Source organism: Enterobacter cloacae complex sp. S2 (assembly GCF_015159675.1).
Classification (GTDB): Bacteria; Pseudomonadota; Gammaproteobacteria; order Enterobacterales; family Enterobacteriaceae; genus Enterobacter; species Enterobacter intestinihominis.
Map to the genome: position 1 here is coordinate 59,169 of NZ_JADDTS010000012.1, position 15,973 is coordinate 75,141.

The 15,973-nt window shown below is 53.9% G+C and carries 14 protein-coding genes and 2 pseudogenes; 9 read left to right on the forward strand and 7 right to left on the reverse strand.

Annotated elements, in window-relative coordinates; genetic code table 11:
* Nucleotides 1–72: 72 nt before the first annotated feature.
* A complete protein-coding gene (gene dcuC / locus IPZ49_RS06920) occupies nt 73–1,440 on the reverse strand; it encodes an anaerobic C4-dicarboxylate transporter DcuC (protein WP_017382481.1) in 1,368 nt (455 codons plus the stop codon).
* A gap of 342 nt (nt 1,441–1,782) precedes the next feature.
* Between dcuC and IPZ49_RS06925 the strand changes: the two genes are divergently transcribed.
* From IPZ49_RS06925 to cspE, 7 genes and pseudogenes are all read left to right on the forward strand, one after another.
* Nucleotides 1,783–2,184 (forward strand): hypothetical protein, encoded by a 402-nt coding sequence (locus tag IPZ49_RS06925; RefSeq protein ID WP_023299582.1) that lies wholly within the window; start codon nt 1,783–1,785, stop codon nt 2,182–2,184.
* A gap of 53 nt (nt 2,185–2,237) precedes the next feature.
* Nucleotides 2,238–2,531: a copper-binding protein gene (locus IPZ49_RS06930; RefSeq protein ID WP_046618907.1), complete on the forward strand. Its 294-nt coding sequence runs from the start codon at nt 2,238–2,240 to the stop codon at nt 2,529–2,531.
* Nucleotides 2,532–2,542: 11 nt separating this feature from the next.
* Nucleotides 2,543–3,799 (forward strand): annotated as a pseudogene (locus tag IPZ49_RS06935) (TolC family protein).
* Nucleotides 3,796–4,995, forward strand: a complete 1,200-nt coding sequence (locus IPZ49_RS06940) for an efflux RND transporter periplasmic adaptor subunit (RefSeq protein ID WP_038415673.1) — start codon at nt 3,796–3,798, stop codon at nt 4,993–4,995. Before IPZ49_RS06935 ends, IPZ49_RS06940 begins: the two are co-directional and overlap by 4 nt.
* Nucleotides 4,992–8,108 (forward strand): annotated as a pseudogene (locus tag IPZ49_RS06945) (efflux RND transporter permease subunit). The gene IPZ49_RS06940 and the pseudogene IPZ49_RS06945 overlap by 4 nt, the downstream one beginning before the upstream one ends.
* 161 nt (nt 8,109–8,269) lie before the next feature.
* Nucleotides 8,270–8,845, forward strand: a complete 576-nt coding sequence (gene pagP / locus IPZ49_RS06950) for a lipid IV(A) palmitoyltransferase PagP (protein ID WP_032621658.1) — start codon at nt 8,270–8,272, stop codon at nt 8,843–8,845.
* A 190-nt stretch (nt 8,846–9,035) separates the two neighbouring features.
* Nucleotides 9,036–9,245, forward strand: coding sequence for a transcription antiterminator/RNA stability regulator CspE (gene cspE, locus IPZ49_RS06955; RefSeq protein ID WP_002439184.1), 210 nt, complete (start codon nt 9,036–9,038; stop codon nt 9,243–9,245).
* Nucleotides 9,246–9,464: 219 nt separating this feature from the next.
* On the opposite strand, the gene crcB is transcribed toward cspE, so the two are convergent.
* Nucleotides 9,465–9,848: a fluoride efflux transporter CrcB gene (gene crcB / locus IPZ49_RS06960; RefSeq protein ID WP_017382474.1), complete on the reverse strand. Its 384-nt coding sequence runs from the start codon at nt 9,846–9,848 to the stop codon at nt 9,465–9,467.
* Between the two features lie 67 nt (nt 9,849–9,915).
* Here crcB and IPZ49_RS06965 point away from each other — a divergent pair, with 67 nt between their 5' ends.
* On the forward strand, nt 9,916–10,704 hold the full coding sequence (locus IPZ49_RS06965; protein ID WP_022647423.1) for a deaminated glutathione amidase: 789 nt from the start codon (nt 9,916–9,918) through the stop codon (nt 10,702–10,704).
* Between the two features lie 128 nt (nt 10,705–10,832).
* Nucleotides 10,833–11,036, forward strand: coding sequence for a twin-arginine translocase subunit TatE (tatE, locus tag IPZ49_RS06970; protein ID WP_022647424.1), 204 nt, complete (start codon nt 10,833–10,835; stop codon nt 11,034–11,036).
* 80 nt (nt 11,037–11,116) lie between these two features.
* Here tatE and lipA read toward each other — a convergent pair whose 3' ends face one another.
* The 5 genes from lipA to dacA all read right to left on the reverse strand — a co-directional run bounded on the left by lipA (nt 11,117) and on the right by dacA (nt 15,851).
* The gene (lipA, locus tag IPZ49_RS06975; RefSeq protein WP_006809637.1) at nt 11,117–12,082 is read right to left on the reverse strand and encodes a lipoyl synthase; all 966 of its coding nucleotides are present in this window, start codon (nt 12,080–12,082) and stop codon (nt 11,117–11,119) included.
* 206 nt (nt 12,083–12,288) lie between these two features.
* Nucleotides 12,289–13,242: a YbeF family transcriptional regulator gene (locus IPZ49_RS06980; RefSeq protein ID WP_022647425.1), complete on the reverse strand. Its 954-nt coding sequence runs from the start codon at nt 13,240–13,242 to the stop codon at nt 12,289–12,291.
* 291 nt (nt 13,243–13,533) lie between these two features.
* On the reverse strand, nt 13,534–14,175 hold the full coding sequence (lipB, locus tag IPZ49_RS06985) for a lipoyl(octanoyl) transferase LipB (RefSeq protein ID WP_023299587.1): 642 nt from the start codon (nt 14,173–14,175) through the stop codon (nt 13,534–13,536).
* 93 nt (nt 14,176–14,268) lie between these two features.
* Nucleotides 14,269–14,532 carry a DUF493 family protein YbeD gene (gene ybeD / locus IPZ49_RS06990; protein WP_003858718.1) on the reverse strand — a complete coding sequence of 88 codons (264 nt, stop codon included), beginning with the start codon at nt 14,530–14,532 and terminating at the stop codon, nt 14,269–14,271.
* A 107-nt stretch (nt 14,533–14,639) separates the two neighbouring features.
* On the reverse strand, nt 14,640–15,851 hold the full coding sequence (gene dacA / locus IPZ49_RS06995; RefSeq protein ID WP_003858714.1) for a D-alanyl-D-alanine carboxypeptidase DacA: 1,212 nt from the start codon (nt 15,849–15,851) through the stop codon (nt 14,640–14,642).
* Nucleotides 15,852–15,973: the final 122 nt, after the last annotated feature.

A 15,973-nucleotide genomic window follows, 5' to 3' on the forward strand; every position in this document is an offset into this window, starting at 1 on the left:
GCGATTAATTTCTGAGGGTTATTAAAGCACAAAAAGCGCCCGCAGGCGCTTTTTGGAAAGCAGGAATTTCGCTTAGGCAGCGCCGGGAACCAGCACTTCGGTGGCGATAATAACGATAATCAGGCCAACCAGCACCGGCACTGACGTGCGTTTTACCACTTCAAACGGAGAGATTTTTGCCATCCCCGCCACCGCAACCACCACGCCCGATACCGGAGAAATGGTACGACCCAGGTTGGAGGCCTGGAGCATCGGAATGGACAGGTAAGCCGGGTTGATGCCGGAGGAGTGTGCCAGCTTAGGGATCATCTCAACAAACGCATAGAACGGCGCGTTACCGGAGCCGGTAGTCATCGCCGCCAGCATGGTCAGTACCACCAGCACCAGCATCAGGATAATGCTGGCCGAGCCGAACGAGGTGGCGATAGAGATCAGGCTCTGGATAAAGCCGATGGTGCTCAGCCCCTGAGCAAACACCCCTGCGGCAACCAGCAGCATCACCACGCCCGCGAAGGCATCCGCCATGCCGCGGAAGGCGACTTCAAGACCCGTGAACACCTTCTGGGTATTAAAGCCACGAACAAATTCCAGGATGGCCGCCAGCAGCATACAGATCACCAGGATAGTGATGATATGCAGCTGAGGGCCCCATTTGCCGTCAAAAATAAGCACGCCAATAATCGGCGTGAAGGGCAGGATGGAATAAAACGCCGGGGCGGTAGTGGTGATTTCACTGACGTCCATCATCTCATGGCTGACGTTCTCTTTCTTATCGAGGTAGCGTTGCCAGAAGAAATGCGCCACGCCCATGCCGAGAATAGCGGTGATGGAGATTGGCAGTGTGGTTTTGAAGGCGAAGTCAATCAGCGACATTTCCGCGGCTTTCGCGGCCAGCACCACGTCACCGGAAGTAGGGGAGAGAATAATCGCCGCCGGAGAGGCGCAAATAGCCGCCGCTGCGCCACGGCTGATCCCGACGTTAACCATTACCGGGAATAACGTCGCCATTAACAGCACGCCAAGGCCCGTTGCTGAGGAAACGGCTAATGACATCAGACAGGCCAGGAAATAAGCCGCGACCATCAGCAGATAGGGGGAGTTAATATATTGCAGCGGTTTAGAAGCCAGCTTCACCACCATATCATTCGCGCCGATATGGGTCATATAGGCAGCAAATCCGCAGAGCATCATGATCATCATGCCCAGGTCGCCGCCGCGGCTCATCAGCAGAATTTTTATATATTCCACAATATCGGTAGCGGTATATCCGGTGCTGGCTTCGCTGGCGGGTAAAACCTGATGACCCATTAGCGCGCTAATGATCAGCAGCGTCAGGCCGCCGACAAATAGCACGCCGGTGGCTGAGTAACCTTTAATGATGTAGCGTGCTACACCGACAATGACCACGACTCCAATGAGGAGTTCGAGAAAAGTAAGCATGATTTCCCCTGTATCTTTGCTGCCCGAGAGACAAATAATCAATAAAAAAGAAGCCTGAAATGTGCCGAATAAATGGCCAGTCCTTGCTGATTAAAATCAAGAAAGAGACTACTAAAGGCAATGATGACGATATTTTTGCTAACCCTGCGTCATTTATATTAAGACGTTATTGACCTGATGAATAGATATTATATGTCATTAAATTGATGGTGAAGTGTTAAGGTTTTGAGTATTACTTGCCGTCAATCGATTTAAAAACGTAAATCTCTTTAAAACTACTTCTCTTTCATTCTTTTGCCTGCTTATACTCGGTTCACTTTTACCCTATCCGACGATCTGAATATGCACGCCAGCTGGACGTATCGCCTGCGCTTTATCAAAAAACATCTGCTGATGTTTTTGCTGGCGTTTGGCTGGCTGTTAATCCAGAGTCAGGTGGCCGTCGCCTCCCATCAATGTTCAATGGATTTGCGCGGTGAGGTGGCCACCATCCAGCATATGGATATGATGGCGGAACCGGGGCTGCATTATGCTGCCGGTGCTTCACCGCTGTGTGAAAAACATTGTGTGCCGGATCAGGTACAAAAAGAACCTGCCCAGCCGCATCTGGTGGCGCTGCCTGCCGCCATGACGCTGACCTTAACGACGCCAGAGTGTTCATCTGCAAGCCATTCTGCGTGGTCTGTTACCCCTCCTGCTGTGGGGCCGCCGGCAACGATCCGCTATTGCCGGTTTCGGGAGTAAAAACCTGTTAATTCGTTGATTTTATTTACTTAACGTTTAACAGGAGTTTTATCATGCGTACCCTATTCCTTTCCGCGCTGGTTGGCGCGTCCATCTCTTTCGCTTCTTATACCGTTCAGGCAAACCAGACCTGGCAGGGCCGCGGGGTGGTTCAGTCGATCTCTGACAATGCCGTCATGCTCCGTCACGAGGCCATACCGGAACTAAAATGGCCAGCGATGACCATGCCGTTTACTTTATCTTCGGGTGCCACGCTGAATGGCGCCAAACCGGGGGATGAGGTGACCTTCACGCTTGAGCGTGCGGGTGACGGTTTCCAGATTATCTCGCTGACGCCAGCGCGCTAAGCGAGGTCACCATGAAACAACACACACTGAGTCTGTGGCTCGGTGGGGTGTTGTTCGGCCTGTTAACCTCCGCCGCGCAGGCGGAGCCGTGGACGCTCGAACACACCCTGACCGAAGCCCAGCGCTACTCGGCAGAACTCTCCGCCAGCCGTAACGAAGCGCAGGCGCTGGATGCGATGGCGGATTCCGCCACGCAATTACCTGATCCAAAACTGAAATTCGGTATTGAAAACGTGCCGGTACAGGGCAGCAACGATCGGCGGCTTACGCGCGAAGGGATGACCATGCAGAAGGTTGGCATCATGCAAAGCTACGTCAGCTCGGAGAAGCGGGAACGTAAAGCACAGACTTTTCAGGCGCAGGCGCGAAGCGTGCTGGCAAAATCCGAGGCCGTACGTGCCGCGCTTCAGCGTGATACCGCCCAGGCCTGGCTGGATCTGGCGCTGGCACAGCAGGCGCTGAAAACGGCCAGAACGCTGGTCCGTGAAACGGAACGCCAGCGGGGCGTGCAGAAGGCGAGCGTCGGGGCGGGAGGCGCAACGCCGGACAGCGTACTGGCCCTGCAAATGATCCTCAGCGCCATGCGCGACAAAGAGACGCTGGCGCAGCGGGATGTGCAGCTGGCGCAAAGCCGTCTGCTGGAGCTAACAGGGCACGCTATTACGGCGGTTCGCGGTCCGCTGCCGCGCTATCAGCGCCTTCCTGCCGATGAAAAAACGTTGCAGGAGGGGATTGCCTGACACCCGGAAGTGGAGGCCGCGCGACGTGAAGCAGAGACCGCGAAAGCGCGTTCAGCGCAATCTGCCGTGGCAGCGATACCCGATGTGGATGTGGAGGTCTATTACGCCCACCGCGCCGAAGGCTATGACGATATGGCTGGCGTGATGTTCAGCGTGGATCTGCCTTTGTTCCAGTCAAAACGTCAGGACAAGGATTACGCCGCCGATGTTTCCCGCTCAATGCAGGCGGTGGATCAACTGACGCTGCTCAAACGCGAACACATTGCCCAGGTGCAAACGCTGGTGGCGCAGTATCAAGCTGCGCAAACGGTGTGGCAGCGTCAGCGGGACGAGGTACTACCGTTGCAGCGACAACGGCTGGCGGTGCTGACGGCGCAATATCGTTCTGGACAGTCGGCGCTTCCGGCCCTGCTGGAGGCGCGTCGTGGCGTACTGGATACGGAACTGGCGGTGAACCAGGCGGAGCGCGAAATGGCGCGAACCTGGGCTGCCGTGAACTGGCTGATCCCGCAGGAGCTGGCGCAATGAAAAAAACAACGTTAATGGCGATTGCCATCACGATAGCTGCCGTTGGCGGCTATTTTGTCGGACAGAAGCAGACGCATCAGCCGGATGCGGCTTCACAACCATCAGAACGCAAGGTGCTTTACTGGTACGACCCCATGGTGCCCGGTCAGCGCTTCGATAAGCCGGGTAAATCCCCTTTTATGGATATGGATCTGGTCCCACGCTACGCCGATGAAGCGCAGGCGGCGTCAGGCGTGGCCATCAGCACTCAACAGCAGCAAAACCTGGGGATGAAAACCGCCAACGTTGAGATGCGCCAGCTGGTTTCGCCGTTCTCGGCCTTTGCCACGGTTGCAACGGATGAACGTAACGTCTCGGTGTTGTCAGCCCCGGCCAATGGCGTGGTGTCAAAATTGTTTGTTAATGCGCCGCAGCAGCAGGTAAAAGCCGGAGAGGCGCTGGCGCAACTGTGGATCCCGCAGTGGACCGCCGCCCAGCAGGAGTATCTCGCGGTTCGTCAGCTTGGCGATGCCGCATTGACCCGCGCCGCACGCGAGCGGCTGGCGTTGCAGTTTATGCCAGAAGAGGTCATTCGTTTGCTGGAGCGTAGCGGTAAGCCGCAGACCACGCTCATTCTGCGCACCGACCGGGCGGGCTATGTGGTGAAGCTGGACGTGCGGGAAGGGGCGCAAATCACCGCAACGGCGCCGCTGTTTGAGATCGCCAGCCTCGATCCGGTCTGGCTGGTGGTCGACTACCCGCAAACGCAGGCGCAGTCTCTGGCGGTGGGCAGCAAGGTGGTAGCAACCTCAGAAAGCTGGCCGGGGGAGCAGTTCCACGGCACGGTCAGCGAATTGCTGCCGCAGATGGAGGCGGCCACGCGAACCCTGAAAGCCCGTATCGTGCTGGAAAATTCCGCACATAAGCTGAAGCCGGGCATGTACCTCTCCGTCAGGCGTGCGCAAGAGCTGAAAGGCCCGCCGGTGCTGGCGGTGCCGGAAGAAGCGGTGATTAACAGCGGAGAGTCTGCGCGTCTGCTGCTGGCTACCGGGGACGGTTATTTCCAGCCTGTGACGGTGAAAACCGGCCTGACGGCGCAGGGCTGGACGGCGATCCTGTCCGGGGTCAAAGAGGGCGATAAGGTGGTGACGTCCGGGCAATTCCTGATTGATTCCGAAGCCAGCCTGCGTAGCGTGATGCCGGAGGTGACGCCATGATTGCCGCTGTGATTCGCGCCTCGTTGCGTAACCGCCTGCTGGTGATCCTGGCCGCGCTGATGATGGCCAGCTGGGGCTGGTGGGCGGTGCAGCGCGCGCCGCTGGACGCGTTGCCCGATCTGTCTGATGTGCAGGTCATTATCAAAGCGAGTTACCCCGGGAAAGCGCCGTAGGTGATTGAAGATCAGGTGACCTGGCCGCTGACAACCTCCATGTTGTCTGTGCCGGGTGCCAAAACCGTGCGCGGTTTTTCAATGTTTGGTGACGCTTATGTGTATGTGCTGTTTGAGGATGGCACCGATCTCTACTGGGCGCGATCCCGGGTGCTGGAATATTTAAGCCAGGTACAGGCGCAGTTTCCGCCGGGCGTGAAGGTGTCGCTGGGGCCGGATGCGACGGGCGTGGGCTGGATCTACGAATATGCGCTGATCGACCGTAGTGGAAAACACAGCCTGGCAGATCTGCGGGCCCTTCAGGACTGGACGCTTAAGTTCGAGCTTAAGACGGTACCGAATGTATCTGAAGTGGCAAGCATTGGCGGAATGGTGCGTCAGTATCAGATCGTGGCGGACCCGGCGAAAATGCGCGCGCTGAATATTACCCACAGCCAGCTATCCGGCGCGGTGCAGGCCGCCAATAAAGAGAGCGGCGGCGCCCTGCTGGAGATGGGCGAAGCGGAGTATACGGTGCGGACAACGGGCTATTTGCGCTCGCTGGAGGATTTTCGCAATGTGGTGATCGCCACCCGCGATGGCGTACCTGTCCTGCTGAAAGATGTCGCCACCATTGGCATTGGCCCGGAGATCCGCCGGGGCGTGGCGGAGCTTAACGGTGAAGGGGAGGTTGCCGGCGGCGTAATCGTGATGCGCTACGGGCAGAACGCGCTGGAAACCCTTCGCGCGTTAAAAGCGAAACTGAGCGAGCTGCAAAAAACGCTGCCGCAGGGCGTCGAGATTGTTCCGGTCTACGATCGCTCAACGCTGATTGAGGAGTCGGTCAAAACGCTGACGCACAAGCTGCTCGAAGAGTTTGCCGTGGTGATACTGGTGTGCGCGCTGTTCCTGTTCCACCTGCGTTCCGCGCTGGTGGCGATGGTTTCTCTGCCGCTGGGGATCCTCGGGGCTTTTGTGGTGATGCACTATCAGGGCATTAACGCGAATATGATGTCGCTCGGCGGGATCGCCATTGCCATCGGAGCGATGGTGGATGCGGCAATTGTCATGATTGAAAACATGCACAAGGTGCTGGAGCAGTGGCGGCATGATAATCCGGGCAAGGAGCCTGCGTCGGGAGAGTACTGGCGTCTGGCGGAAAAGGCGGCGGTTGAAGTGGGACCGGCGCTGTTTTGCAGCCTGTTAATCATCACGCTGTCATTTATACCGGTATTTTCGCTGGAAGCGCAGGAGGGGCGAATGTTCTCGCCGCTGGCGTTCACCAAAACCTGGTCGATGGCCGTGGCCGCCGGGCTTGGGATCACCCTTGTACCGGTGCTAATGGGCTTCTTTATTCGCGGGAAAATCCCGGATGAGAAGGCAAACCCAATAAACCGCCTCCTGATCCGCCTGTATGAGCCGTTGCTTGATAAGGTACTGACCTTCCCGAAAACGACCCTGGCACTGGCATGTCTGCTGCTGATCGCCACGCTCTGGCCGCTGAGCCGCCTGGGGAGTGAGTTTATGCCGCCGCTGGATGAAGGGGATTTACTCTATATGCCCTCCACGCTGCCGGGGATCTCGGCTCGCGAGGCATCGCGGCTGCTTCAGCAGACGGACCGCTTGATCAAAAGCGTACCGGAGGTGGCGAGCGTGTTTGGCAAAGCTGGTCGGGCGGAGTCGGCAACCGATCCCGCGCCATTAACCATGCTGGAAACAACTATCCACTTTAAGCCCCGCGAGCAGTGGCGGCCTGGAATGACGCCGCAAAAGCTGGTGGAGGAGCTCGATAAAACCGTGTCGCTGCCGGGCATTGCCAATGTGTGGGGGCCCCCTGTCCGTAACCGTCTGGACATGCTGGCAACCGGGATCAAAAGCCCGGTCGGCATTAAGGTGAACGGCAATAATATTGCCGACATTGAGCGCGTGGCCCGGCAGATTGAGCAGGTGGTGAAGGACGTTCCTGGCGTCTCCTCGGCGCTGGCGGAGCGACTGGAAGGCGGGCGCTACGTGGATATTCGTATCGACCGGCAAAAAGCCGCGCGCTACGGCGTTTCCGTCGATGAACTGCAAAGCCTGGTCTCCACGCTGGTCGGGGGCGATAACATTGGTGAGGTGATCCAGGGACGCGAGCGGTACCCCATCAACCTGCGTTATCCCCGCGATTTGCGTGATAACGTCGACACGTTGCGGGTGTTGCCGGTAGTAACCGCCAGCGGTAGCCAGGTGGCGCTGGGGGAACTGGCCGATATCGTCGTGACGGAAGGCCCACCGATGCTAAAAAGTGAAAACGCGCGCCTTTCCAGCTGGAGCTACGTGGACTTACGCGGGCGCGATCTGAAGTCCGCCGTAGATGAAATGCAAAAACGGGTGGAGGAGAAGGTGCTATTGCCGCAGGGCGTATCTCTCTCCTGGTCCGGGCAGTTTGAATATCTGGAACGGGCGACCGCGACGCTTAAAATAGTCTTACCTGTCACGCTGATGATTATATTCATCCTTTTATGGTTAACCTTCAGGCGGATATCAAATGTCCTGATAATAATGGGGACATTGCCTTTCGCGCTTATTGGTGGGGTGTGGTTATTATGGCTGCTTGACTATAATTTGTCTGTGGCGGGGGCCGTTGGCTTTATCGCCCTTTCCGGGGTGGCAGCAGAATTCGGCGTAATTATGGTTCTATATTTGAATCATGCGCTTGATAAATATCACAGGCTTGAGCCAGAAGGGGGAAATACGGTGCTATTGCGGGCGATCCACGAAGGTGCCGTGCTGCGCGTGCGTCCGAAGGTGATGACGGTCGCCACTATTATGGCGGGACTGCTGCCCATCATGTGGGGCAATGGGAGTGGCTCGGAGGTGATGCAACGTATTGCTGCACCGATGATTGGTGGCATGGTTACTGCACCGTTATTGTCGATGTTAGTTATTCCCGCACTCTACAAATTGTTACATCAACGTTAAAAATGTCAACTGCATGTGCTTATTCAGGCATGCAGTTTATGTATCGTCAGACTATTCTCAGGAACGGGATGGTAATTAGGAATAACACCCATGCTGTTAAGCGTTCATTCAAGTATTCTGTGCTAAGGTCTGCACCGAATACTAAATATGGTAATGGCATTGTGATTGTACGAATTAAATTCCCCCTGATTTTATTGTTTATTATTGCGCAGTTATCATTTGCGTCTGCTGTTAATGCACAGAGCAATACAGCGGATAAAAGCTGGTTCACCACCTTCACGGATAACGTCGCGCAAACATGGAACGAACCTGAACATTACGATCTCTATATTCCAGCCATTACGTGGCATGCACGTTTTGCCTACGATAAAGAAAAAACAGACCGTTATAACGAGCGTCCGTGGGGGGCTGGTTTCGGTCAGTCTCGCTGGGATGAAAAAGGTAACTGGCATGGCCTGTACCTGATGGCGTTTAAGGACTCCTACAATAAATGGGAGCCTATTGGTGGCTACGGCTGGGAAAAAACCTGGCGTCCGTTATCAGACGACAACTTCCGTCTGGGACTGGGCTATACGGCAGGGTTTACGGCGCGTGATAACTGGAAATACATTCCTGTTCCGGTACTGTTGCCGCTTGCCTCCATCGGCTATGGTCCTGCAACGTTTCAGATGACCTACATACCGGGTACGTATAACAACGGTAACGTTTACTTTGCCTGGATGCGGTTTCAGTTTTAACTGAATTTGTCTGGTAAATCGGCCAAAAAACGCACAGACATTGAAATGTAAAGGATAAAAATCGGACAGCGAAAATTAACGCGACTTTTGTCACTTTTTATCAAAGATCCGCTGGACAAAACGCCTCACAATTGTTGTACTGATACCCGACACAGCATTTGTGTCGTTTTTTAATGTAAAGGTAATTTTGATGTCTAAGATTAAAGGTAACGTTAAGTGGTTTAATGAGTCCAAAGGATTCGGTTTCATTACTCCTGAAGATGGCAGCAAAGACGTGTTCGTACACTTCTCTGCAATCCAGTCTAATGGTTTCAAAACTCTGGCTGAAGGTCAGCGCGTAGAGTTCGAAATCACTAACGGTGCCAAAGGCCCTTCTGCTGCTAACGTAATCGCTCTGTAATTCAGACGCGTCAGCAAGAATTTCAAAACCCGCTCAATGAGCGGGTTTTTTTCATTATGAATCAACCAAAAAGATAGATCTTCAGAAAGCTGGCGACGATCGCGACGCTTAGCAATACCATACCCACGCCTGACAGATTCTCTCTCATGCTATCACCCTCGTTCAATATTGAGCCAAGAATGACAGCGAAAAATTAAGCCAACATTAAGGTTGTCGCGCTTAATGTCCGCTGGCGGAGGAAAATAACCAGAATGCGATCGCAGTCATCGCAAACGAGCCAAGCATGTTAACGGCAATGTTCGTCAGCGCCCAGCCCATCCGGCCTTCCTGAAACAGAAACACCACCTCCGCAGAGAAGGTGGAAAACGTCGTTAAACCGCCGCAGAAACCGGTCGTAATCAGTACCTTCCACATAGGGTCGATGTTGGTCATGCGATTAAACCACGCCAGCCCCATCCCGATAATAAATGCCCCGATCAGGTTTGCCGCCAGTGTCCCCATCGGAATGGCCTGATGCAGCGGGTTAAACCGCATGCTTAAGAGCCAGCGCGCAACGCTACCCGTGCCCCCACCAATAAAAACGGCTATAAGTAGTTGTAACACTGTCAATACCTGCTATTTGCTGTGTAAGTGCGTCGAGTGTAACGCTGTTTTTAACCGGGAGACAATTATGTATGTTGCAGTAGGGCAGTTTGCGGTGACGCCGGACTGGAATGAAAACGCGGACAAGTGCATCTCCCTGATGAACCAGGCGAAGCAAAAAGGGGCGGCGCTGCTGGTGCTTCCTGAAGCGTTACTGGCGCGCGATGATGGCGATCCGGACCTGTCGGTAAAGTCTGCGCAAATGCTGGAAGGGGCGTTTCTGAAACGACTGCTGGCCGAAAGCGTCGGTAACGCGCTCACCACCATTTTGACTATCCATGTTCCCTCCACACCGGGGCGGGCGGTGAACACGCTGGTGGCGATACGTGAAGGCGCTATTGTCGCAAGCTACGCCAAACTTCATCTGTATGATGCGTTCAGCGTCCAGGAGTCGCGACTGGTCGATCCGGGGAGTGTAATTCCGCCGCTGATTGAGGTGGAGGGTTTTAAGGTTGGCCTGATGACCTGCTACGATATCCGCTTTCCGGAGCTGGCGCTGAACCTGGCACTACAGGGGGCCGAGGTGCTGGTTCTGCCCGCCGCGTGGGTCAGAGGACCGCTTAAGGAGCATCACTGGGTAACGCTACTGGCCGCACGCGCGCTGGACACCACCTGCTATGTAGTGGCTGCGGGTGAATGTGGCAATAAAAATATCGGGCAGAGCAGGGTTGTCGATCCGCTGGGAGTGACCGTAGCCGCGGCGGCGGAAGCGCCTGCTTTACTGCTGACGGAGATAACGTCAGCACGAATAACGCTTGCGCGTCAGCAATTACCTGTTCTGCGCAACCGCAGGTTTGCGCCACCGCAATTAATATGATGTTTTTTTCAACAATGCTTGATTCACCTTGTTACAGATTGCTATTGTGTGCGCGCGCCTGATGACCGTTAATACGTTCAGGTTTCTTTGGCGCTGAATGCAGCCTGTTTCATGTAAAGAAGGTATTTATGGGTGAGATTAGTATTACCAAACTGCTGGTGGTTGCCGCACTGGTCGTCCTGCTGTTCGGTACCAAGAAGTTACGCACGCTGGGTGGAGACCTGGGTGCTGCCATTAAGGGCTTTAAGAAAGCAATGAACGATGACGACGCGGCAGCGAAGAAAAGTGCCGAAGATGACATCGCAGCACAGAAGCTTTCACACAAAGAGTAATGGCAATGCTGCAAGGCTTGCATAAAAAAACCGGCTCACGAGGCCGGTTTTTTGTTTTACTGTAAATAAGTTTTACAGCTTTATTTCACTTCTTCGCCCTTCGCCTGCATATCGGCGTGATAAGAGGAGCGAACAAACGGACCGCACGCAGCGTGGGTAAAGCCCATCGCCATCGCTTCGGCTTTCATTTCATCGAACTCATCCGGACTCACGTAACGCTGTACAGGCAGGTGGTGACGGCTTGGCTGTAGATACTGCCCCAGCGTCAGCATGGTGACGCCGTGGCGGCGCAGATCGCGCATCACTTCAATGATCTCAGCGTTGGTTTCACCCAGTCCCACCATCAGGCCAGACTTGGTAGGAATATGCGGATGGGCTTCTTTAAAGCGCTCCAGCAGCTTCAGCGACCAGTTGTAATCTGCACCTGGACGCACCTGACGGTAGATACGCGGTACGTTCTCCAGGTTGTGGTTGAACACGTCTGGTGGCGTCGCGGTCAGGATATCGAGCGCGCGGTCCATACGGCCACGGAAGTCCGGCACCAGCGTCTCAATCTTAATGTTCGGGCTTTTTTCGCGGATGGCGGTAATGCAGTCAGCGAAATGCTGAGCACCGCCATCGCGCAGATCGTCACGGTCAACGGAGGTGATAACAACATAACGCAGCGCCATATCGGCAATGGTCTGCGCCAGTTTTTGCGGTTCGTTAGCGTCAGGCGCAACAGGACGGCCATGGGCAACGTCACAGAACGGACAGCGGCGGGTGCAGATGGCACCCAGAATCATAAACGTCGCGGTACCGTGATTGAAACATTCAGCAAGGTTAGGGCAGGAGGCCTCTTCACAGACAGAGTGGAGGCCATTTTTGCGCATCGCCGCTTTGATCCCCTGAATACGCGAAGAGTCAGCCGGAAGTTTAATTTTCATCCATTCCGGTTTTCTTAACAGCGCCTCGCGCTCTGTAGCCACGTTTTTAACCGGGATAAGGGCCATTTTATCGGCATCGCGGTATTTAACACCGCGTTCCATCACAATGGGTTTACTCATAGCGTGCGTGTTCCAGTTGCGAATATCGAAGGAAAGCGTTTCAATTCAAGGGAATGTTGTAATTATCAACTATTTTTGAACGAACGACAGGCAGTATATCATTTAAAGGGGCGGTAAAGCAGCCTGCCAGGTCGCCAATTTGTAAAATAGTTGTTGTTTTGTGCCTTTTGCCCCGCATGCGGCAGGGCCTTACGCTGAAAGGCGGATCAAAAAGTCTGGCGGATCACATTGATGACGTTTTCCAGCACCGGATCGCGCAGGCTTAGCTTGTTGTAATGCAGTGAGATTTCAATAGATTCCGTCGTAAGTTGACTTAATGGAATGCTCTCCAGTGGCCAGCACTTTTGAAGCAAAGTGAAGAGACGCACAGGCATGATACAGAGCAAGTCGCTGCTGCCAATCAGGGCCGCGAGGGTAAACATATTGTAACTGCTAAAGCTGATCGGACGGTCCGGGAAGAGTTCGTCAATACGTTGTCGCAGCGGATCCTGACCCTGTCCTTCGGACATAAATGTCGCATGTTCGTAATGGCGCAAATTTTCTGGCGTCAAAGGTGCGCTCAACGCAGGGTGAGCCTGACGACAAACGAGCGCCAGAGTGTCGGTATAAAGTACGTTATGCCCTAACGCTCTGGCCGTAAAGCTATTGCCGTCGATGATCAGGTCCGTCTGGAATTGCGCCAGCTGTGTTTCCGGATCGGTGACGGGCACGTTGCGGATAAGCAACTGTGGCGCATGCTGTTTCACCGCCTGATAGATGGCCGGCATGACCAGAACGCCCACTGAGGGAGAGGTGCCTATGGTGATAGTTCGTTGCTTATCGTAACTGCCGGTGAGATCCAGCGCGCCCAGTATTGATTCCAGACCCTGGCTGATGTACTCGTGCAGATGGGTGGCGTACGCGGTTGGGGTTACGCCCTGGCCTTTACGAATAAATAACGGATCGGGAAATATCGCGCGCAATTTTTGAATTGACTGGCTAATAGCAGAGGGCGTGAGATTAAGAATTTTCGCAGCATTAACGATACCTTTATGGACATATACCGCCTCAAAAATAGTCAATAAATTGAGATCAATATTACGTAAAGTCCGAAAAATTTGCGGCTTATCTTCGCCGCTGGTTTCATTCAGGCGTTTGGCTGGTAAATTAGTAGGCTCCACGCTCTTACTCCGTATCCATTCACAATATGAATGATAGTTGAATTTATTTATTATGCTTGCAGAGATTCGTAAAGTGTTTAGTAAGTTTCCATTATTTATCGAAAACAAGCAGTTGGGTGATTGTCACGCACGTTACACGAAACCCGGCGATGGTTCTATTAAGGTTCTAATTAATATGTGACGCTAATATATGGGCGACTCGAAAATATAGAATATGCGGTTTATTGTAAAGCGTAAATGCGGTAATTAAGCAGTGGCTGGTCAAATAATTGAGCCACTGCCCAAGGTAAGTTAAGCAGCAATATATTCGTAGGTGGGATTGTTAAGCAGTGCTAAAAAGTTCTTCAGAAGCACGGGCCGGATATTGTCAGGCGTGGCGGTATCGACCCACTGGCGCATTTGCGTCATTTCCATACCGGCATACCCACATGGGTTGATGCGCTGGAAGGGGGCCAAATCCATATTGATATTCAGCGCCAGCCCGTGGAACGAGCAGCCTTTGCGGATACGCAGCCCCAGCGAACAGATCTTCATCTCTCCCACATAAACGCCCGGGGCATCGGCGCGAGGGTGAGCGTCAATATCGTACTCAGCCAGCGTATTCACCACGGTTTGCTCCAGTAAGGTCACGAGCTCACGCACGCCCAGCTTTCTGCGTTTCAGGTTAAGCAGAACATACATCACCTGCTGGCCCGGGCCGTGGTAGGTCACCTGTCCACCGCGATCGCTCTGGATCACCGGGATATCGCCCGTCATCAATAAATGTTCGGCTTTTCCTGCCTGGCCTTGAGTGAACACCGGCAGGTGTTCAACCAGCCAGATTTCATCAGGCGTGGTGTCATCGCGCCTGTCGGTAAAGTCATGCATAGCCTGAGAGACAGGCTCGTAAGGCTGTAGCCCAAGATGGCGGACAAGAATTTTATCCTGGTACAAAAGGATGTCTCCGAAGACAAGGGAGAATAGGTACGGGGAGTATATCACAGCGGGGAAGTGGGTTACCCGGCAAACCGGGTAACCGCAGAAGGACTACAGCACCATACGAACAATTTCAATATTGCCGAGCTCTTCGTACAGCGTCTCAACCTGCTCAATGTGTGTCGCAGTGATGGTGATTGAGACCGAGTGGTAGTTACCTTTGCTGCTCGGTTTGACTGATGGAGAGTAGTCGCCCGGCGCATGGCGCTGTACCACTTCAACCACCTGATCAACCAGCTCAGGTTTCGCCAGACCCATTACTTTGTAAGTAAAAGGGGTAGGGAATTCAAGCAGTTCGTTAAGTTTGGTTTTCATGTCAGCTCCGGCGTGTGTATAAAAAATAATAACTCCCGCCACGGGGCGGGAGTTTTACTGATACGTAGTATATGGGGATCAAAATCACACTTTCAAGTGTTCAATTTTTAACCAAACCAGTGATGGAACATCAGCTTAATGTAATCAATGATTTTGCCGAAGAAATTGCCTTCAGGAATTTCCTCCAGCACCACCAGCGGGCGCTGATCGATGGTTTTGCCATCCAGCTGGAAGTTGATGGTACCCACGACCTGATTCTTTTGCAGCGGGGCGTGCAGCTCGGTGGTATTCAGCACGTAGCTGGCTTTCAGATCTTTCATACGACCGCGTGGGATCGTTAGATAGAGATCTTTGTCCACACCCAGGGAAGCACGGTCGTTATCGCCAAACCAGACAGGTTCAGAGGCAAATTCTTTACCGGCTTTCAGCGGATTCACGGTTTCGAAGAAGCGGAAGCCCCAGGTCAGCAGTTTTTTACTTTCCGTTTCGCGTCCTTTAAACGTGCGGCCTCCCATCACGGCAGAGATCAGACGCATCTGGCCTTCAGTGGCAGAAGCCACCAGGTTATAGCCGGCTTTGTCGGTGTGACCAGTTTTGATGCCGTCGACGTTCAGGCTATTGTCCCACAGCAGGCCGTTACGGTTGGTCTGACGAATGCCGTTGAAGGTGAACTCTTTCTCTTTATAGATAGAGTACTCGTTTGGCACGTCGCGGATCAGCGCCTGACCGATCAGCGCCATGTCACGCGCGGAGCTGTACTGACCTTCGGCGTCCAGGCCGTGAACGGTCTGGAAGTGGCTGTTTTTCAGGCCCAGCGCAGAGACGTAGCTGTTCATCAGGCCCACAAACGCGTCCTGGCTGCCCGCTGCAAAATCGGCCATTGCCACGCAGGCGTCGTTACCGGACTGCAAGTTGATGCCACGGATAAGCTGAGAGACCGGAACCTGCATGCCTGGCTTCAGGAACATCAGCGATGAACCTTTGAACACCGGGTTGCCGGTTGCCCACGCATCGTTACCGATAGTCACCAGATCGGTTTCTTTAAATTTACCCGCTTTCATGGCCTGGCCGATAACATAGCTGGTCATCATTTTGGTCAGGCTGGCCGGGTCGCGGCGGGCATCGGCGTTCTGTTCTGCCAGAACTTTGCCGGAGTTGTAATCAATCAGGATGTAGGATTCCGCGTCGATCTGCGGAACGCCAGGGATCATGGTCTTGATGTTCAGGTCATCCGCGTGAGCTGCGGAGAACGCAGCAGCGCAAAGGGCCGTGGTCAGCGCCATGCGCTGCACAAAACGAGCAGAAAAAGTGGTCTTCATGGTCAGAACTACGACATCCGTGATGGAATTAAAAAAAGTGCCTTACTATAGCAAATGCTATACGGGCAGGCATCCGACTTTCATCATGAGAGTGTTAACGTGGTTTACACAAACTGACATTT

What these genes read in the sequence shown, in the direction of transcription:
- tatE (WP_022647424.1), top strand. Translation starts at nt 10,833, where the DNA reads ATGGGTGAGATTAGTATTACCAAACTGCTGGTGGTTGCCGCACTGGTC.
- ybeD (WP_003858718.1), bottom strand. Translation starts at nt 14,532, where the DNA reads ATGAAAACCAAACTTAACGAACTGCTTGAATTCCCTACCCCTTTTACT.
- dcuC (WP_017382481.1), bottom strand. Translation starts at nt 1,440, where the DNA reads ATGCTTACTTTTCTCGAACTCCTCATTGGAGTCGTGGTCATTGTCGGT.
- IPZ49_RS06930 (WP_046618907.1), top strand. Translation starts at nt 2,238, where the DNA reads ATGCGTACCCTATTCCTTTCCGCGCTGGTTGGCGCGTCCATCTCTTTC.
- lipA (WP_006809637.1), bottom strand. Translation starts at nt 12,082, where the DNA reads ATGAGTAAACCCATTGTGATGGAACGCGGTGTTAAATACCGCGATGCC.
- IPZ49_RS06940 (WP_038415673.1), top strand. Translation starts at nt 3,796, where the DNA reads ATGAAAAAAACAACGTTAATGGCGATTGCCATCACGATAGCTGCCGTT.
- IPZ49_RS06925 (WP_023299582.1), top strand. Translation starts at nt 1,783, where the DNA reads ATGCACGCCAGCTGGACGTATCGCCTGCGCTTTATCAAAAAACATCTG.
- cspE (WP_002439184.1), top strand. Translation starts at nt 9,036, where the DNA reads ATGTCTAAGATTAAAGGTAACGTTAAGTGGTTTAATGAGTCCAAAGGA.
- IPZ49_RS06965 (WP_022647423.1), top strand. Translation starts at nt 9,916, where the DNA reads ATGTATGTTGCAGTAGGGCAGTTTGCGGTGACGCCGGACTGGAATGAA.
- dacA (WP_003858714.1), bottom strand. Translation starts at nt 15,851, where the DNA reads ATGAAGACCACTTTTTCTGCTCGTTTTGTGCAGCGCATGGCGCTGACC.